At 69.5% G+C, this 15,307-nt stretch carries 16 protein-coding genes; 6 read left to right on the top strand and 10 right to left on the bottom strand.

All coding sequences use genetic code 11. The features are described 5' to 3' along the window. Window positions 1–38: 38 nt before the first annotated feature. The 4 genes from MNQ95_RS08050 to MNQ95_RS08065 form a co-directional block, all read right to left on the bottom strand. Window positions 39–779: an endonuclease/exonuclease/phosphatase family protein gene (locus tag MNQ95_RS08050; RefSeq protein ID WP_238390322.1), complete on the bottom strand. Its 741-nt coding sequence runs from the start codon at window positions 777–779 to the stop codon at window positions 39–41. A 100-nt stretch (window positions 780–879) separates the two neighbouring features. Next, complete coding sequence (locus tag MNQ95_RS08055; RefSeq protein WP_241952533.1) at window positions 880–1,671, bottom strand: thiol:disulfide interchange protein DsbA/DsbL; 792 nt, start codon at window positions 1,669–1,671, stop codon at window positions 880–882. A 71-nt stretch (window positions 1,672–1,742) separates the two neighbouring features. Beyond that, on the bottom strand, window positions 1,743–2,393 hold the full coding sequence (locus MNQ95_RS08060) for a thiol:disulfide interchange protein DsbA/DsbL (protein ID WP_162409998.1): 651 nt from the start codon (window positions 2,391–2,393) through the stop codon (window positions 1,743–1,745). 127 nt (window positions 2,394–2,520) lie between these two features. Continuing rightward, window positions 2,521–3,309, bottom strand: coding sequence for a c-type cytochrome (locus tag MNQ95_RS08065; protein ID WP_162409997.1), 789 nt, complete (start codon window positions 3,307–3,309; stop codon window positions 2,521–2,523). A gap of 160 nt (window positions 3,310–3,469) precedes the next feature. Here MNQ95_RS08065 and yihA point away from each other — a divergent pair, with 160 nt between their 5' ends. Beyond that, the gene (yihA, locus tag MNQ95_RS08070) at window positions 3,470–4,075 is read left to right on the top strand and encodes a ribosome biogenesis GTP-binding protein YihA/YsxC (RefSeq protein ID WP_162409996.1); all 606 of its coding nucleotides are present in this window, start codon (window positions 3,470–3,472) and stop codon (window positions 4,073–4,075) included. A gap of 49 nt (window positions 4,076–4,124) precedes the next feature. Here the strand turns inward: yihA and MNQ95_RS08075 are convergent, their stop codons facing one another. Continuing rightward, complete coding sequence (locus MNQ95_RS08075; protein ID WP_241952534.1) at window positions 4,125–4,838, bottom strand: VIT1/CCC1 transporter family protein; 714 nt, start codon at window positions 4,836–4,838, stop codon at window positions 4,125–4,127. Between the two features lie 173 nt (window positions 4,839–5,011). On the opposite strand from MNQ95_RS08075, the gene MNQ95_RS08080 reads away from it, so the two are divergent. Beyond that, window positions 5,012–6,406 carry a glutamate--cysteine ligase gene (locus tag MNQ95_RS08080; RefSeq protein WP_241952535.1) on the top strand — a complete coding sequence of 465 codons (1,395 nt, stop codon included), beginning with the start codon at window positions 5,012–5,014 and terminating at the stop codon, window positions 6,404–6,406. Window positions 6,407–6,446: 40 nt separating this feature from the next. On the opposite strand, the gene MNQ95_RS08085 is transcribed toward MNQ95_RS08080, so the two are convergent. Then, the gene (locus MNQ95_RS08085; protein ID WP_241952536.1) at window positions 6,447–7,706 is read right to left on the bottom strand and encodes a hypothetical protein; all 1,260 of its coding nucleotides are present in this window, start codon (window positions 7,704–7,706) and stop codon (window positions 6,447–6,449) included. Between the two features lie 168 nt (window positions 7,707–7,874). Here MNQ95_RS08085 and MNQ95_RS08090 point away from each other — a divergent pair, with 168 nt between their 5' ends. Beyond that, window positions 7,875–9,215 (top strand): amidohydrolase family protein, encoded by a 1,341-nt coding sequence (locus MNQ95_RS08090; protein WP_241952537.1) that lies wholly within the window; start codon window positions 7,875–7,877, stop codon window positions 9,213–9,215. Window positions 9,216–9,291: 76 nt separating this feature from the next. Here the strand turns inward: MNQ95_RS08090 and MNQ95_RS08095 are convergent, their stop codons facing one another. After that, a complete protein-coding gene (locus MNQ95_RS08095; protein WP_241952538.1) occupies window positions 9,292–10,512 on the bottom strand; it encodes an HD-GYP domain-containing protein in 1,221 nt (406 codons plus the stop codon). A gap of 172 nt (window positions 10,513–10,684) precedes the next feature. Here MNQ95_RS08095 and MNQ95_RS08100 point away from each other — a divergent pair, with 172 nt between their 5' ends. From MNQ95_RS08100 to fghA, 3 genes are all read left to right on the top strand, one after another. Further along, window positions 10,685–10,960: a metal/formaldehyde-sensitive transcriptional repressor gene (locus MNQ95_RS08100; protein WP_162409990.1), complete on the top strand. Its 276-nt coding sequence runs from the start codon at window positions 10,685–10,687 to the stop codon at window positions 10,958–10,960. Between the two features lie 74 nt (window positions 10,961–11,034). After that, window positions 11,035–12,159, top strand: a complete 1,125-nt coding sequence (locus MNQ95_RS08105) for an S-(hydroxymethyl)glutathione dehydrogenase/class III alcohol dehydrogenase (protein ID WP_241952539.1) — start codon at window positions 11,035–11,037, stop codon at window positions 12,157–12,159. 154 nt (window positions 12,160–12,313) lie between these two features. After that, window positions 12,314–13,204, top strand: a complete 891-nt coding sequence (gene fghA / locus MNQ95_RS08110) for an S-formylglutathione hydrolase (RefSeq protein ID WP_241952540.1) — start codon at window positions 12,314–12,316, stop codon at window positions 13,202–13,204. Between the two features lie 9 nt (window positions 13,205–13,213). On the opposite strand, the gene MNQ95_RS08115 is transcribed toward fghA, so the two are convergent. The 3 genes from MNQ95_RS08115 to MNQ95_RS08125 all read right to left on the bottom strand — a co-directional run bounded on the left by MNQ95_RS08115 (window position 13,214) and on the right by MNQ95_RS08125 (window position 15,281). Next, window positions 13,214–13,888 carry a Dph6-related ATP pyrophosphatase gene (locus MNQ95_RS08115; RefSeq protein ID WP_241952541.1) on the bottom strand — a complete coding sequence of 225 codons (675 nt, stop codon included), beginning with the start codon at window positions 13,886–13,888 and terminating at the stop codon, window positions 13,214–13,216. A 19-nt stretch (window positions 13,889–13,907) separates the two neighbouring features. Continuing rightward, window positions 13,908–14,252, bottom strand: coding sequence for a hypothetical protein (locus MNQ95_RS08120; RefSeq protein WP_162409986.1), 345 nt, complete (start codon window positions 14,250–14,252; stop codon window positions 13,908–13,910). Window positions 14,253–14,339: 87 nt separating this feature from the next. Further along, window positions 14,340–15,281: a DegV family protein gene (locus MNQ95_RS08125; RefSeq protein ID WP_162409985.1), complete on the bottom strand. Its 942-nt coding sequence runs from the start codon at window positions 15,279–15,281 to the stop codon at window positions 14,340–14,342. Window positions 15,282–15,307 lie beyond the last annotated feature (26 nt).

Below are 15,307 nucleotides of genomic sequence, written 5' to 3' on the forward strand. Positions count from 1 at the left end.
TCAGCGCGGCCCGGCCCTGGCCTATCAGATGCGCACGATCAGGTGCGCAGTGCGCCTTCCGGTACTTCGATCTGCATCGCCAGCGCGAGGTGGTCGGAGAACGCGGCCGGGAACGCCTGCGAGCCCAGGCACTTCAGGTCGCCGCTGACCAGGATGTGGTCGATCGCGCGCTGCGGCTTCCAGCTCGGGAAGGTCGGCACCGCGCACTCGGGCGGACGCAAGGTGGTGTTGCGGTAGAGCACGTCCATTTCCGGCTGGTCGGGCAGGCAGTTGAAGTCGCCCATCAGCACCGCGTTGGGATGGTCCTTCAATACTTCGGCGATGAACGACAGCTGCGCATGCCGCGACTTGGCGCCCAGCGACAGGTGCGCGACCGCCACGGTGAGGCCTTCGCGGTGGTCGCCGAAGTGGGCCAGCAGCACGCCGCGGCCCTTGATCCGGCCGGGGAGTGCGTGGTCGGTGGTCCGCACCGGTTCCAGCTTGCTGAGCAGGCCGTTGGCGCTGGAGGCCACGCCGCCCATGCTGCGGTTGGGCTGGTGGGTCCAGTAATGGAAGCCCGCGCGCTGGGCCAGGTAGTGGGTCTGGTTGGTGAAGCCCGAGCGCAGGCTGCCGGGGTCGCTTTCCTGCAGGCCGACGATGTCGTGGCCGCTGGCCAGCTGCGCGATCGCGTCCAGGCTGGTGCGCTTGCGCCCCGCCGGCAACGCGTGCGACCAGCTGCGGGTCACGTAGTCGCTGTAGCGGCGGGTGCTCGATCCGGCCTGGATGTTGGCGCTGAGCACGCGCAGCGTGCGCGTGCCGGCCGCCGCGTCGGCGGCAGCCGGCGATGCGCCGGGAACGGGTGCGGGCGTGGGGGAGCCCATGGCGGGGTGCAGCGGCGCGTCAGTCGGCGCCGCCACGCTCCTTGGCCACCAGCCATTCGACCGTGTTGAGCATCTTCTCGAAGCCCTGCGGGTCCACGTTCACCGTGTACTTGCCGTTGACCACCAGCGACGGGGTGCCTTCGATCCTGGCCTTCACCGCGAACTGCTTGGCGCGGTTGATCTTGGCGTCCACGCCGAAGCTGTTGTAGGTGTCGGCGAAGCGCTTGGCGTCCACGCCGTACTGGGCATAGAACGGCGCGATCTGCTCGGCGGTCACGTTGGCGTTCACCGGCAGGGAGCGCTGCACGTGGACGGCATTGAACATCGCGTCATGCGACTGGGCCAGCACGCCCAGCGCCTCGGCGGCGTAGAACGCGCGCGCATACGGCAGCCAGTAGCCGCCGAACGCCGCCGGCACCTGGGTCACCGCCACGTCGGCCGGCTGGCGCTGCTTCCACGCCTGCAGCACCGGCTCGAACTGCGCGCAGTGCGGGCAGGTGTAGCCGAACACTTCGGCAACCTCGATCTTGCCGGCGGCGGGCTGGAAGGCCTGGCCATTGGGGATCTCGACGTAGTCCACGCCGGCGACCGGGGCCGGGCCACTCGGAGCGGTCGGCGCCGGGGCGGGAGCAGCCGGAGCGTCGGCGGCCGGAGCAGCAGCTTCGGCCGGCGCCGGAGCCGGGGTGGCCGGTGCGGCGGTTTCCGCAGGGGCCGGGGTGGCGGGGGTGTCGGCCGGCGCCGGGGCCTGCTTGCCGGAGCAGGCGGTCAGGGCCAGCAGCAGGGTCAGGCTGACGAGGTGGCGCTTGGTCATGGTGGTCTCCTGGAGGATGAAGAGGATGGAGCAAGGGCCGTCAACGCCGGGTCGGCGCGGCGGCCAGCGGATCAGGGCTTGGCCGCGGCCTGGCGCTCGCGTGCCACCAGCCAGTCGGTGATGCGCAGCATGTCCTGGAAATCCTTGCCGAGGACGCGATAACGGCCGGCGACGACCACGCTGGGCGTGCCTTCCAGCTCCCAGGCGCGGGTCAGTGCCGCGGACTGCTGCAACTGCGCATCGACCTTCGGGTCGGCCATCGCTGCCAGGAAGCGCTCGGATGTCACGCCATAGCTGGCGTAGAACGTGGCCAGCTCCTGCGCGCTCGGATTGCGCGGCAAGTTCCCTCGCTCGTGGATCGCGGCGAAGACCGCGTCGTGCGTGCGCGCCAGCAGTCCGAGGTTGGAGGCGGCGAAGTAGGCCCGCGCCCAGGTGTCCCAGGGGCCGCCGAAGGCCGCCGGGACCGCGACGAAGTCCACGTCGCGCGGCAGCTTGGCCTTCCAGGGCTTGAGCAGCGGCTCCAGGTGCGCGCAGTGCGGGCACGAGTAGCCGAAGACCTCGGCCACCTCGATCCGGCCCGGCTTGGCCGCCCAGGGCTTGCCGCCGGCGATCTCGACATAGTCGCGCCCGGCCTGCGGGGTGGACGCGGCCTGTGCGGCGACCGGCCCGGCGGGGAGCCAGGCGACGGCGGCAAGCAGCAGTGCGGACAGGAACGCCTTCATCGATGGTGTCTCCCGGGTGGGGCCGGTCGCCTTGGCATCCGGCGGAAAAAACGACGCCGGCCATGGGGCCGGCGCAAATATGGAGAGAGGGACCGCGTGGGTCAGACCGCGCCGGCGCCGCAAAGTTTCACGAGCGCGGTTCGGCGCTGGCGACCTCGGCGTCATCGGCATGGTCGTGCAGGCCCTGCAGGTAGCTGGCCAGGGCGCCGATCTCCTGCTCGGTGAGCTTGCCGGCGACCTTGGCCATGATGTGGAACGAAGCCGGGTCGCGCTCGCTGGTCGTGCCGGCCTTGTACTCGGTCAGGCGCTGGACGGTGTAGTCCGACATCTGCCCGGCGATGTGCGGGTACGGCGGTCCCGGGTTGCCGGTACCGGTCGGGCCGTGGCAGGCCGAGCAGGCCGGGATGCCGCGTTCGGCGTCGCCGGCGCGGAACAGCCGCTGGCCGATCTCGAAGTACTTCAGGCCTTCGTACGGGCCGTCCGCGACCACGGTGTCGTCGGCCACGCCGGCGCCGGACTTCTGGCTGGCGAAGAAGGCGCCGACATCGCGCATGTCCTGCGGGCTCAGCGCCTGGGCGAACGGCGCCATCACCGCGGCCATGCCGCTGTGGCGCTCGCCGCTGGCGAACAGGGCCAGCTGCTTGGCGATGAAGCGCTCGCTCTGGCCGGCGATGCGCGGGTAGACCGGGATGGCCGGGTTGCCGTCGGCGCCGTGGCAGGCCGCGCAGGCGGCGGCCTTGCCGGCGCCGGCTTCGGCATCGCCCCAATGGGTCTTGCTCAGGTCGACTTCGAGCGGGGCGGACTGCACGGGCGCGTTGTCCGGGACCGGCACCACCGTGGTCTGTGCGGCATAGGCGGCGACGGCGGTGACCGCGAGGGCCAGTCCGGCAAGGGTGAAAACGCGAGCGTGGCGCATGGGCTAGAGCTCCGGAGACCCGATCAAAGGCGGTCACGCCAGTGGAATGGCGGCCGCGAAACGTCCGGATTATCCCTGTCGCGGGGCGCGACGGTCAACGAAACAACCCGCCGCGGCCGGTCGCGGCAACGCCAGGCCCGTGCCGTGCGATCCTATGCCCATGTCCAATCCACTCGAAAAGGCCCACTACCTGGGCTCGGCGCACACGCTTGCGCAGTTGCCGGCCGACGGCGGCCACGAGGTCGCCTTCGCCGGCCGGTCCAACGCCGGCAAGTCCAGCGCGCTCAACGCGCTGACCCGGCAGAACGCCCTGGCCCGCGTCTCCAAGACCCCCGGCCGGACCCAGCAGCTGGTGTTCTTCGAGGTCGTGCCGCAGCGCTACCTGGTCGATCTGCCCGGTTACGGCTACGCCAAGGTGCCGATGGAACTGCGGGCGCACTGGCAGGGCTTCATCGACAAGTATTTCCGCCAGCGAGAGGCCCTGCGTGGCCTGGTGGTGGTGATGGACATCCGCCATCCGCTCAAGGACTACGACCGGCAGATGCTCACCTACGCGGTGACCCGCGGCCTCCCGGCGCATGCCTTGCTGACCAAGGCCGACAAGCTCGGTCGCGGCCAGCAGGCGCAGGCCTTGCAGGCGGTGCGCAAGGAACTGGCATCGGCCTTCGGCGAAAGCAGCGTCGGCGTGCAGACCTTCTCGGGCGAGAGCAAGCAGGGCGTCGACGAAGCGCGCGCCGTGGTCAACGGCTGGCTCGAGCTGGCCTAGCGCGGCCCGTCTCCGGCGGGGCTTCCCGGCGACGCTTCCCGCGGGGTCGTCAGACCGCCACGTGGAACAGGCCGCCGATCGCGTGCGAGGCGGCCATCGCCAGCGCACCCCAGAAGCCGACCCGCAGCGCGCCGCGCAGGACCGGTGCCCCGCCCAGCCACGCCGCCACGCCACCGGACAGCAGCAGTCCGGCGAGGGTGACGGCCGTGGTGGCCACAGTGACCCGCTCGATCGGTGCCAGCAGTGCGGCACCGATCGGCAACGCCGCTCCGACCGTGAATGCCGCCGCCGAAGACAGCGCCGCCTGCAGCGGGCGTGCCCGCAGGGATTCGGTGATGCCGAGTTCGTCGCGGGCATGGGCGGCCAGGGCGTCATGTGCGGTGAGTTCGTCGGCAACCTGGCGGGCCAGTGCAGGCGACAGTCCGCGCTGAACGTAGATATGGGCCAGCTCTTCCTGTTCGAGCCGTGGCTCGCTCGCCAGTTCCTGGCGCTCGATCGCCAGGTCGGCCGCTTCGGTATCGGCCTGCGATTGCACCGAAACGTATTCGCCGGCGGCCATCGACATCGCACCGGCGACCACCGCGGCCACGCCGGTGGCCAGGACCACCTGCGCGCTGGCGCCACTGGCGGCCACGCCCACGACCACGCCGGCCACCGAGACGATGCCGTCGTTGGCGCCGAGTACGGCTGCGCGCAACCAGCCCACGCGCTGGGTGCGGTGGCGCTCGGCATGGCGGCGGGAAGGTGCGTGGCTGCGCGGCATTGCGGCAGGGTAACCCGGTGGCGGCACCGGGAGCCATCGGCGCGCGTGCACGGAACACTCAAACCCCGTGCCGGGACACCGGCGGGAGGGGGCCACAGGCTATAGTGCGCCCCTTGCGAGGCCGGCCGGCAGGCCCCATCCATCGCAGCCCGTCCGTCCCGTGCGAGCCGCCCTTGTCGAGCCCCAGCCACGTCGCCGATACCCCGATCACCCAGCGCAACCAGCTGGTCGATTACATCGCGTCGGGGGAGAAGCCCAAGGGCGACTGGCGCATCGGCACCGAGCACGAGAAATTCGGTTTCCGCCTGGATGACCTGCGCCCGCCGACGTTCGATGGTGATCGCGGCATCGAAGCGCTGCTCACCGGACTGACCCGCTTCGGTTGGACGCCCGTGCAGGAGAGCGTCGACGGGCTGCCGCCGCGCACGATCGCGCTGCTGCGCGACAGCGCATCGGTCACCCTGGAGCCGGCCGGCCAGCTGGAACTTTCCGGCGCGCCGCTCGAAGACATCCACCAGACCTGCGTGGAACTGGGCACCCACCTCAACGAGGTGCGCCAGGTCTCCGACGAGTTGCAGCTGGGCTTCCTCGGCATGGGTTTCCAGCCCAAGTGGCGCCGCGACGAGATGCCGTGGATGCCCAAAGGCCGCTACCGGATCATGCGCGACTACATGCCCAGGGTCGGCAGCCTCGGCCTGGACATGATGACCCGCACCTGCACGGTGCAGGTCAACCTGGACTACGCCTCCGAAGCGGACATGGTGAAGAAGTTCCGCGTGTCGCTGGCTTTGCAGCCGGTGGCGACCGCGCTGTTCGCCGATTCGCCGTTCACCGAAGGCAGGCCCAACGGCTACCTCAGCTACCGCTCGCACATCTGGACCGACACCGATCCGGACCGCACCGGCATGCTCGATTTCGTGTTCGAGGACGGCTTCGGTTACGAGCGCTACGTCGATTACCTGCTCGACGTGCCGATGTACTTCTCCTACCGCGATGGCGTCTACGTCGATGCCTCCGGCAAGTCGTTCCGGAAATTCCTCAAGGGCGAACTCGACGTGCTGCCCGGGGCGCTGCCCACGCTGCGCGACTGGTCCGACCACATGACCACCGCCTTCCCCGAGGTGCGGCTGAAGAAGTTCCTGGAAATGCGCGGCGCCGATGGCGGTCCGTGGAACCGGCTGTGCGCGTTGCCGGCCTTCTGGGTCGGCCTGCTGTACGACGACGCGGCGCTGGATGCGGCCTGGGACCTGGTCAAGGACTTCACCACCGCCGAGCGCCATGCGCTGCGCGATGGCGTGCCGGAGCGCGCGCTGAAGCTGCCGGCACGGCTTGGCAACGTCCGCGGCGCCAGCGTGCGTGAGCTCGCGGTCGAAGCGCTGAAGATCTCCATCGCCGGCCTGCGTCGCCGCGCGGCGCGCAATGGGGACGGGATCGACGAAACGCGCTTCCTCGATCCGCTGATCGAGATCGCCGAGAGCGGCCAGACCGCGGCCGAGCGCAAGCTCGAGCTGTTCAACGGTGCGTGGAACGGCGACATCGACCGGATCTTCGGCGAGTTCGCCTACTGAATCGCGGCGATGGCCGTTGCCGGCCATCGCATGGCCGGGCTCAGAGGTTACGCAGCAGGCCCTTCAGCAGCTTCTTGGTTGCGCCTTCCTCGGGCTTCTTCTGCCCCGGGTCCTGCGGCGATGCCGCGTCGCCGGCGTCCATGCCCTCCATGCCCGACAGGTCCATGCCCAGCAGGGCGCCGGCGGTGGACTTGGTGCGGACGCGCACGTTCCATTCCGGATCCCAGGGCTGCTTCGGATCGGCCGGCTTCGGCGGCCAGGTGATGTGGGTCTCGGGGCCGTAGGCGATCATGCTCAGGATGCCCGGGCTGGCCTGGCCGGTGCTGGCGTCGGCGAAGATCCCCTTCGGTATCGCGCATGACGTGGTGGACGGCGGCAGCAGCACTTTTTCCTTGAGCCAGCGGTCGACCTGTCCACCGGTGAGGAAGTCGACCACGCCCTGGCCGGCATCGGGGACTTCGGCGCTGCTCCAGATCACGATGGTCTTGTCCTGCATGCTGAGCCCGTGCAGGAAATACGCCTTGGCCCGGTCCACCGGTTGCCAGCCCAGGGTCAGTCCGGACGCGAGCTGGCCGGACTGGGTCAGGGCGATCTTCGGCATGAAATCGGCGGCCTGCTGCAGCTCGAACGTGAGCGATTCGGGCACGCCCGGGCCGGTGATGCGGTGCTGGCCCACCAGCGACGCGTTGGCCGGTGCGCGGTTCTGCGTCTTCGGGTTCGGCCACAACACGTAGGACGGATCCGGATCGATGCCGCGATCGGGCGCATAGCGGCCCTGCATGGGATCGCCGCTCATTTCGAACTTCCCGTCCTTGGCGCGCATGTGCACCTCGCGCGGCTGGCCGGCACGCACCTCGCTGCCGCAGCCCCAGTAGTACTTGAGGTGGATCTCGCCTTCGGGCACGCCCGATGTTCCGCCCGTCTCGCGCCCGCGGCTGGCCACCGGCGGCAACAGCGGCAGCGATGCGCCCAGGCCCAGCCCGGCCGGTACCTGCTGCTCGGCATCCTTGCCCGGCGCCAGGCTGTTGCGCATGGCGATGTCGAAGAACTTGCCGGTGAACACCGGATGGCGCGCGTCGGGATAGCCGATCGTGCCCTGCGCGCCACCCATCATCTTCGCGGCGATCCCGCCCATGCCGCCCATCATCTGGCCCATGTCGGGCATGCCGGCCTGGTTGTGGGTGGCCACGTCGATCCAGACCTGGGTTTCCGGCCCGGCGGATGGCGCGCTGCTGGCGGGCAGGGCGACGAGCAGGGTGGCGACGAGGGAGAGGCTCAGCGGATGGCGGGTGGTGTTCATGGCGGTATCGGCTCGGCAGTGGTCTGGGCATGCATGGGGACGCACGCAGACAGGACACGCCGGAAGCAGGGCCGCGAGGACAATCCAGGCGTGGGCACCTCGCCCCTGTCCTTGGTCGCCGCCGGTATCGCCGGTTAGGCTGCGGCTTTACCGGATCGGGAGCAGGGCATGCGGGAGGTATGGGTCAAGGGCTGGTGGCTGGTGGCATGCCTGCTGGTTGCGCCAGGCGCGGCGGCGCAGAAGGTCGCGCTGGTCGGTGGCACCCTGGTCGATGGCAGCCTCAGCGATCCGATCCGCGACAGCGTGGTGCTGGTCGAAGGCGAGCGCATCGTCGCCGTCGGCACGGTCGAGACCCTGCCTGTGCCGGCCGACGCCACGGTGATCTCGACCGAGGGCATGACCGTGCTGCCCGGGCTGTGGGACATGCACGTGCACCTGATGATCAATGGCCACGCCGATTACGAGCACTGGGACAGGACGTACCCGGCGCAGTTCCGCGACGTGATCATGCCGGCCTCGGCCCGGCAGTTGCTGCTGGCCGGGGTCACCGGTGCGCGCGACCTGGGCGGGCCGCTGGAGGACAGCATCGCGGTGCGCGATGCGGTCAACAGCGGCCGCATCCCGGGGCCGACCCTGTTCGTGTCCGGGCCCTTCATCCAGAAGAAGCCCTATCCGGGCACCGAGCAGTTCCGCTGGGGGGTGGATTCACCGGCCGATGCGCGGGCCAAGGTGCGCAAGCTCGCGCAGGCGGGCGTGGACGTGGTCAAGCTGATCGACCAGGACGGAATGAGCGACGCCGAAATCAAGGCGATCGTCGACGAGGCGCACCGCCATGGCCTGCCGGTGGTGGCGCACGCGCACCGTCCCGAGGAGATCCGCCGCGGCCTGGAGGCCGGAGTGGACGGCTTCGAGCACACCGGCCTGGCGGCAGCGCCGGAGTACCCGCCGGACGTGATCGCGGCGCTGCGCGAGCGCACCGCCAACATGGCGGCCGGTCCGCTGTTCTGGACGCCCACGATCGAGGGCCTTTACAACTTCCCGTACACGGTGAAGAACCACGAGTTCATCGATGGCGACGACTGGCACGAAGGATTGCCGCCGGAGATCGTGGCCGACATCAAGGCATCGCTCGCGCACCCGGAGCGGATCGGCTATTTCCAGCAGACCCCGCAGCGCTGGCCGACCCTGCAGCGCAAGTTCGAGCAGCTGCGCGAGAGCGGCGCGATGCTCCTGGTGGGCACCGATTCGGGCATCCCCATGAAGTTCCACAGTGGCAGCACCTGGAACGAGCTGGACGTGTGGGTGAACCGGCTGGGCGTGCCGGCGATCGATGCGATCCGCGCGGCGACCTACTGGCCCGCGGTGGCAATGAAGGCCGACAAGGACTACGGCACCGTGGCCGAGGGCAAGTACGCCGACATAATCGCGGTCAAGGGCGACGTGCTGAAGCAGGTCGCGCTGCTGCAGCGGGTGGACATCGTGCTCAAGCACGGTCGCCGGGTGAAGTGACGGCCGCGTAGCCGGGCGAGTTGCGCGCAGCCGGAACGGGAGCGTTCCAGCTGCGCGCGCTCGCACACCGCGCCGCTCACGACACCCAGAGTTTCTCCAGCTCGCGGAAGCCCCACTGCTGCGGCGACTCCACGCCGATGATGCGTTCACCGCAACCGGCTTCGGCCAGGTCCAGTTCGTGCTGCAGGATCTGCGTCCGCGACCTGGCCGAGAAGAACACCTTGACCCGCGGTGCGGACAACGCGCCGGGGCGCTGTTCGACCACCACCGCAAGGCGGTCGCTGGAAAGTCGTACCAGCGAGCCGACCGGATAGATGCCGACGCTGGCGACGAACGCCTTGAGCACCGCCGGGTCGAAGTGGCCCTTCCACGACACCATGCGTCGCAACGACTCACCCGGGTCCCAGCCTTCCTTGTACGGGCGGTTGGACGTGATCGCGTCGTAGACGTCGCACACCGCGCTCATCCGGGTCAGCAGCGGCGTGGCGTCCGCCTCCAGCTGCGCCGGGTACCCGCCGCCGTCGTACTTCTCGTGGTGGTGGCGGACCATGTGCAGCACGGCGGTGTTCTCCAGTCCGCTGTCGCGCAGCAGGCGTTCGCCTTCCTCCGGATGCGTGCGCATGACCGCGTACTCGTCGTCGGTCAGCCGCCCGGGCTTGTTGAGGATGTCCACGGGCATGCACGCCTTGCCCATGTCGTGCAGCAGGCCGCCCATCGCCGCCTCGCGGCATGCGTCTTCGTCCAGGTCCAGTTGCCGCGCCAGCGCCACCATCAGCGCACTGACCGCGACCGAGTGCATGTACGTGTAATCGTCGGCGGTCTTGAGCCGGGCGATGCTGATCAGCGCGCCGGGATGGCGCTCGACCGAGGCGGTGATCTCCTCGGCCAGTGGCGCCATCCGTTCCGGTTCGATCATCCGGCCCATCCGCACCTCGCGGAACATCGCCGCGACCGCGTCGCGACCCTCTTCGCAGATGCGCCGTGCGCGTCCCAGTTCCGCGTCCATGGTGGCCGGGATGGCTGCAGGGGCCGCCGGCGATCGCGCCGGTGACTCGATGGCATGCACGCCTGCTGGGATGGGGGGCGCGTCCCCGCCGGCGGAAGCAGCCACGTCTGCATCCACTCCGCGGCGGATGTCGATGTCGACCGTTTCCACCTCGCTGGCGAGCAGCCGCTCGATGTCGCGCTCGGTAGCCAGGAACGAGGAGCGCCAGAACGGATGCTTCAACCAGGGGCCGTTCAAGCGCTGCACGTGCATGCCCGGGCGCAGCTGGTCGACGTGGATGGTTCTGAGCATGGGGGTTTCCGCCGTTCCCTGTGCGCGTCCACCGACAGGTCGGCGGGACATGCCTGTACCACGCTATCGGCCCCCGGGCCCGCGAACTTTAGGGTGCCCGCACGTGGTGTCGCGGCGCCGCTGTTGATACTATCCCCCAGTATCGACAGGCCGACCCGGCCGGGAGTGCGTCGTGCCCCACACCGCCCACGAGAAGAAGCGCGTGCTCACCCGTGTCCGCCGGATCATGGGCCAGGCCGAAGCGCTGGAGCGCGCGCTGGAATCAGGCGCCGACTGCGGCCCGGTGCTGCAGCAGATCGCGGCGATCCGCGGCGCGGTCAACGGCCTGATGTCGGAAGTCATGGAAGCGCATATCCGCGAGGAATTCGGCCAGCCGGCCACCTCCGAAGCGCAGCGCCAGGCCCGGGTCGAGGAAATGACCGGGCTGGTGCGTTCGTACCTCAAGTAAGCGGGCCAAGCCCGCCGGCGCGCCGCGCCGCAACCGCCCACGCAATCATCCGTTGCATAGCAGGAGTCCATGCCATGAAATCCCGTGCCGCCGTCGCCTTCGCCGCTGGCGAACCTCTCAGGATCGTCGAGATCGACGTCGAACCGCCGCGCAAGGGCGAAGTGCTGGTGCGGATCACCCATACCGGCGTCTGCCACACCGATGCGTTCACCCTGTCCGGCGACGATCCGGAAGGCCTGTTCCCGGTCGTGCTCGGCCACGAAGGCGCCGGCATCGTGGTCGAGGTGGGCGAGGGCGTCACCAGCGTGCAGCCCGGCGACCACGTGATCCCGCTGTATACCGCCGAGTGCGGCGAATGCCTGTTCTGCAAGAGCGGCAAGACCAACCTGTGCGTGGCCGTGCGCGCCACCCAGGGCAAGGGCGTGATGCCGGACGGCAGCAGCCGCTTTTCCTACAACGGCCAGCCGATCTACCACTACATGGGCTGCTCGACCTTCAGCGAGTACACGGTCGTGGCCGAGGTTTCGCTGGCCAAGGTCAATCCGGACGCCAATCCCGAGCATGTCTGCCTGCTCGGCTGTGGCGTCACCACCGGCATTGGAGCAGTGCACAACACGGCCAAGGTGCAGCCGGGCGATTCGGTCGCGGTGTTCGGCCTGGGCGGTATTGGTCTTGCCGTGATCCAGGGCGCGCGCCAGGCCAAGGCCGGGCGCATCATCGCCATCGACACCAACCCGTCCAAGTTCGAGCTGGCCAGGGAGTTCGGCGCGACCGACTGCATCAATCCGAAGGACCACGAGAAACCCGTGCAGCAGGTCGTGGTCGAGATGACCGGCTGGGGCGTGGACCATTCGTTCGAATGCATCGGCAACGTCAACGTGATGCGCGCGGCGCTGGAATGCGCGCACCGCGGCTGGGGCCAGTCGGTGATCATCGGCGTGGCCGGCGCGGGGCAGGAGATATCCACCCGGCCGTTCCAGCTCGTCACCGGCCGCACCTGGAAGGGCACCGCGTTCGGCGGGGTCAAGGGCCGCAGCCAGCTGCCGGGCATGGTCGAGGATGCGATGCGCGGCGACATCGAGCTGGCCCCGTTCGTGACCCACACCATGCCGCTGGAAGACATCAACGAAGCCTTCGAGCTGATGCACGAGGGCAAGTCGATCCGTTCGGTCGTGAGGTACGGGGAGGGCAGCGCCTGAAAGCAGGCGCTGCCTCCCGCGCTTGCGCCCATGGCGGAAGCGCGGGCCCCGTTTTCCTTTACCTACGAATCCCCGCGGCTGCCGCCGCGCCCCTTTACCAAAGGGGCTGTCCGATTGGATGGTTGGCAGGAGCGCACGAACTGAGGAATTTCTGATGGAACGCATCGAACATCGCGCCTGCTTCGGCGGCTGGCAGGACGTGTACCGGCACGAATCGGAGGTGCTCGGCTGCACGATGAACTTCGCCGTCTACCTGCCACCGCAGGCGGCGCAGGGCGCGAAGCTGCCGGTGCTTTACTGGTTGTCCGGCCTGACCTGCAACGAGCAGAACTTCATCACCAAGGCCGGTGCGCAGCGCTATGCGGCCGAACACGGCGTGGTGATCGTGGCGCCCGACACCAGTCCGCGTGGTGATGGCGTGGCCGATGCCGACGGCTACGACCTGGGCAAGGGTGCCGGTTTCTACGTCAACGCCACCCGGGAGCCATGGGCAGCGCACTACCGCATGTACGACTACGTGGCCAGCGAGCTGCCAGCCTTGGTCGAGGCGCACTTTCCGGTAAGCGACGCGCGCGCGCTCAGCGGTCATTCGATGGGCGGCCACGGCGCGCTGGTGGTCGCGTTGCGCAATCCCGGTCGCTACCGCAGCGTGTCGGCGTTCTCGCCGATCGTGGCGCCGTCGAAGGTGCCGTGGGGCGAGAAGGCGTTCTCCGCCTACCTGGGCGAGGATCGCGAAACCTGGAAAGCCTGGGATGCCAGCGAGCTGGTACGCAGCGCGGCCGAGAAGCTGCCCCTGCTGGTCGACCAGGGTGGCGACGACGAGTTCCTCGACGGCCAGCTGCGCCCGCAGCTGCTGCAGGCCGCCGCGGTCGCCGCCGGGCATCCGCTGCAGCTGCGCATGCGTCCGGGTTACGACCACAGCTACTACTTCATCGCCAGTTTCATCGGCGAGCACATCGTCCACCATGCCGCCGCGCTGCACGGCGAGGCGAAGATGCACGCCGGCGTGCCGCACGAGCACCACGCCGGGTGCGGCCATCACTGAGCGCGCGACCTAGATCGCCCGGGGCGTGGCGAGACTGAAGTCGGTGTAGGCGAAACGCTCGTCGCGCAGGACCGTCTCGCCGCACCGCAGGTCCAGCGGCGAAGCGAACATCGGCCCGGCCTGCACGCAGGTGTGGAACTCGCCGTTCTCGCCGCAGGGATCGACGCCTGCCGGGAGTTCGCCCAGCAGGACGTCGTCGAAGGCGCGACCGGCGAAACGCGCATCCAGCTGTTGCGTGTCCACGCAGCACAGGTGCGCGCGCAGGCCGCCGGCCTGCATCTGCCGGGCCAGTGCCGCGGTATCGGCGCCGAACAGGGGCGTCAGCAGCTCCCAGCCGGCCGCACCCAGCCGCTGTTCGCGATACGCGCGGATGTCGGCCAGGAACAGGTCACCGAAAGCCGCAGTGCGCAGTCCCGGCCAACGCGATCCGGCCTCGGCCAGCGCCTGACCCATCGCGGCGTCGTAGTCGCCGTTTCCACAGCGGGCCGGGATGTGAGCCTCCAGCAGCGGCAGGCCCGCGGCGGCCGCCTGTGCCCGCAGCACGTCCACGCGGATGCCCTGCATCGAGGCGCGCGCGTACTCGCGGGTCACCGTGGTCAGCAGCGCGACCACCTCCACGTCGTCGCGCTGGCGCAGGTCGTGAAGGGCCCATGCCGCGTCCTTGCCGCCGCTCCAGGCAAGCATTACCTGCGTGGCTGGCATCTCAGGCGCGGGTGACGTTGCGCAGTTCCCAGCGGCTGCCAGCCAGCAGGCGCAGGCGATGCTTGAGGATGTCGCCGGGAATGGCGGTCAACGCGACCAGGTCGATCGACAGGTCGCGCTGCTCGCCGCTGACCTGGGCAAGCGGATCGGTAACCCCCAGGGCCGGGTCGACGTCGTCGGGCTCGGCCTGCAGGGCGCGCCAGCGTTCGAACAGGCCCGGCGTGCGCAGCGCGTCCTGCAACTGCGCGGCAAGGCCTTCGGCGCCGTGCGCGCTGAAGGAAAGCGAAGGTTCCTGGCCGCGCGCCTGCGCCGCGTCGGGCAGGCGGATCTGGTAACGGACGGGCATGGCTCGGCTCCAGGTGACGATGCCGGCAATCTAGCAGTCCGTCCGCGAAGCCTGCGTGGGCGCCACGGGCGCGGCGCCGCGTCCGGCTCAGCCGAACTTGTGCGGGGCGGCCGCGAAGCCGACCACCACGGCGCCCTTGCCGACGTTGACCATGCCGGTCAGGCTCATCACGCTTTCCAGCAGTTCGATGCTGTTGGAAGCGCAGGCGTCGCGCAGGCGCGCATAACCGGGCAGCGCGCGCAGTTCGGCCAGCTCGCCGCCATAGCTGATGCACAGGGTCGGGGTCATCAGCCCGGCCTTGATCCGCTCGATCGTGAAATCGAACAGTTTCTGCACCGCCGGCTCGAAGCCCTTGATCTTGCCCGCGGGCGCGGTCGCGCCCCGGTAGCAGTGCAGGATCGGCTTGATGTCCAGCGCGGTGCCCAGCGCGGCGCTGAACAGGCTCACGCTGCGGTCGCCCTTGGTGCGGGCGCGGTTGCGCAGGTAGTACAGGTCCGGCGGCACCATGTAGCCGTGCGTGTTGAGCGCCAGTTCCTCCAGCCGCTCGCGGATCTTCTGCACGCTGTCGCCTGCCTTGCGCATGCGCACCGCCTCGACCACGCCGATGCCCTGGGCGGCGAACAGGTTCTGGCTGTCGATCACCCGCAACGCGAACGGCGAGTTGTAGCCGGCGGCCTGGCGCACGGGCTTGTAGTCGTTGAGGATCGCGAAGCTGGCCTGGACCGCGTGCTCGTGGATCGGGCTGCGGCTCTTGGTGACGGTCAGGCAGAACACGTGGTCGTAATCGACGACCAGCTTGCCCAGGAACAGGTCGCGGATCTGGTCGACCGAATAGGGAATGGTCTCGGCCTCGTGGCCGTGCTCGGCCACGTGCGCGTGCAGGAAGCTCAACGTGGCCTCCTCGTCGCGGTGGTCTGCGAGCACCGCGTCGCCGATGCGCACGGTGATGGGCAGCAGGACGACGTTGTTGCTTTCGATGTAGTCCGACGGCAGGTCGCAGGTCGAGTCGACCACGATTCCGATGCGCATAGCCCCTCCCGTGTAGGCCCGCACTT

This window comes from Pseudoxanthomonas daejeonensis (genome assembly GCF_022637495.1).
Classification (GTDB): Bacteria; Pseudomonadota; Gammaproteobacteria; order Xanthomonadales; family Xanthomonadaceae; genus Pseudoxanthomonas; species Pseudoxanthomonas daejeonensis.

What these genes read in the sequence shown, in the direction of transcription:
- yihA (WP_162409996.1), top strand. Translation starts at nt 3,470, where the DNA reads ATGTCCAATCCACTCGAAAAGGCCCACTACCTGGGCTCGGCGCACACG.
- MNQ95_RS08095 (WP_241952538.1), bottom strand. Translation starts at nt 10,512, where the DNA reads ATGCTCAGAACCATCCACGTCGACCAGCTGCGCCCGGGCATGCACGTG.
- MNQ95_RS08090 (WP_241952537.1), top strand. Translation starts at nt 7,875, where the DNA reads ATGCGGGAGGTATGGGTCAAGGGCTGGTGGCTGGTGGCATGCCTGCTG.
- MNQ95_RS08115 (WP_241952541.1), bottom strand. Translation starts at nt 13,888, where the DNA reads ATGCTTGCCTGGAGCGGCGGCAAGGACGCGGCATGGGCCCTTCACGAC.
- MNQ95_RS08075 (WP_241952534.1), bottom strand. Translation starts at nt 4,838, where the DNA reads ATGCCGCGCAGCCACGCACCTTCCCGCCGCCATGCCGAGCGCCACCGC.
- fghA (WP_241952540.1), top strand. Translation starts at nt 12,314, where the DNA reads ATGGAACGCATCGAACATCGCGCCTGCTTCGGCGGCTGGCAGGACGTG.
- MNQ95_RS08065 (WP_162409997.1), bottom strand. Translation starts at nt 3,309, where the DNA reads ATGCGCCACGCTCGCGTTTTCACCCTTGCCGGACTGGCCCTCGCGGTC.
- MNQ95_RS08125 (WP_162409985.1), bottom strand. Translation starts at nt 15,281, where the DNA reads ATGCGCATCGGAATCGTGGTCGACTCGACCTGCGACCTGCCGTCGGAC.
- MNQ95_RS08105 (WP_241952539.1), top strand. Translation starts at nt 11,035, where the DNA reads ATGAAATCCCGTGCCGCCGTCGCCTTCGCCGCTGGCGAACCTCTCAGG.
- MNQ95_RS08060 (WP_162409998.1), bottom strand. Translation starts at nt 2,393, where the DNA reads ATGAAGGCGTTCCTGTCCGCACTGCTGCTTGCCGCCGTCGCCTGGCTC.
- MNQ95_RS08120 (WP_162409986.1), bottom strand. Translation starts at nt 14,252, where the DNA reads ATGCCCGTCCGTTACCAGATCCGCCTGCCCGACGCGGCGCAGGCGCGC.
- MNQ95_RS08085 (WP_241952536.1), bottom strand. Translation starts at nt 7,706, where the DNA reads ATGAACACCACCCGCCATCCGCTGAGCCTCTCCCTCGTCGCCACCCTG.
- MNQ95_RS08055 (WP_241952533.1), bottom strand. Translation starts at nt 1,671, where the DNA reads ATGACCAAGCGCCACCTCGTCAGCCTGACCCTGCTGCTGGCCCTGACC.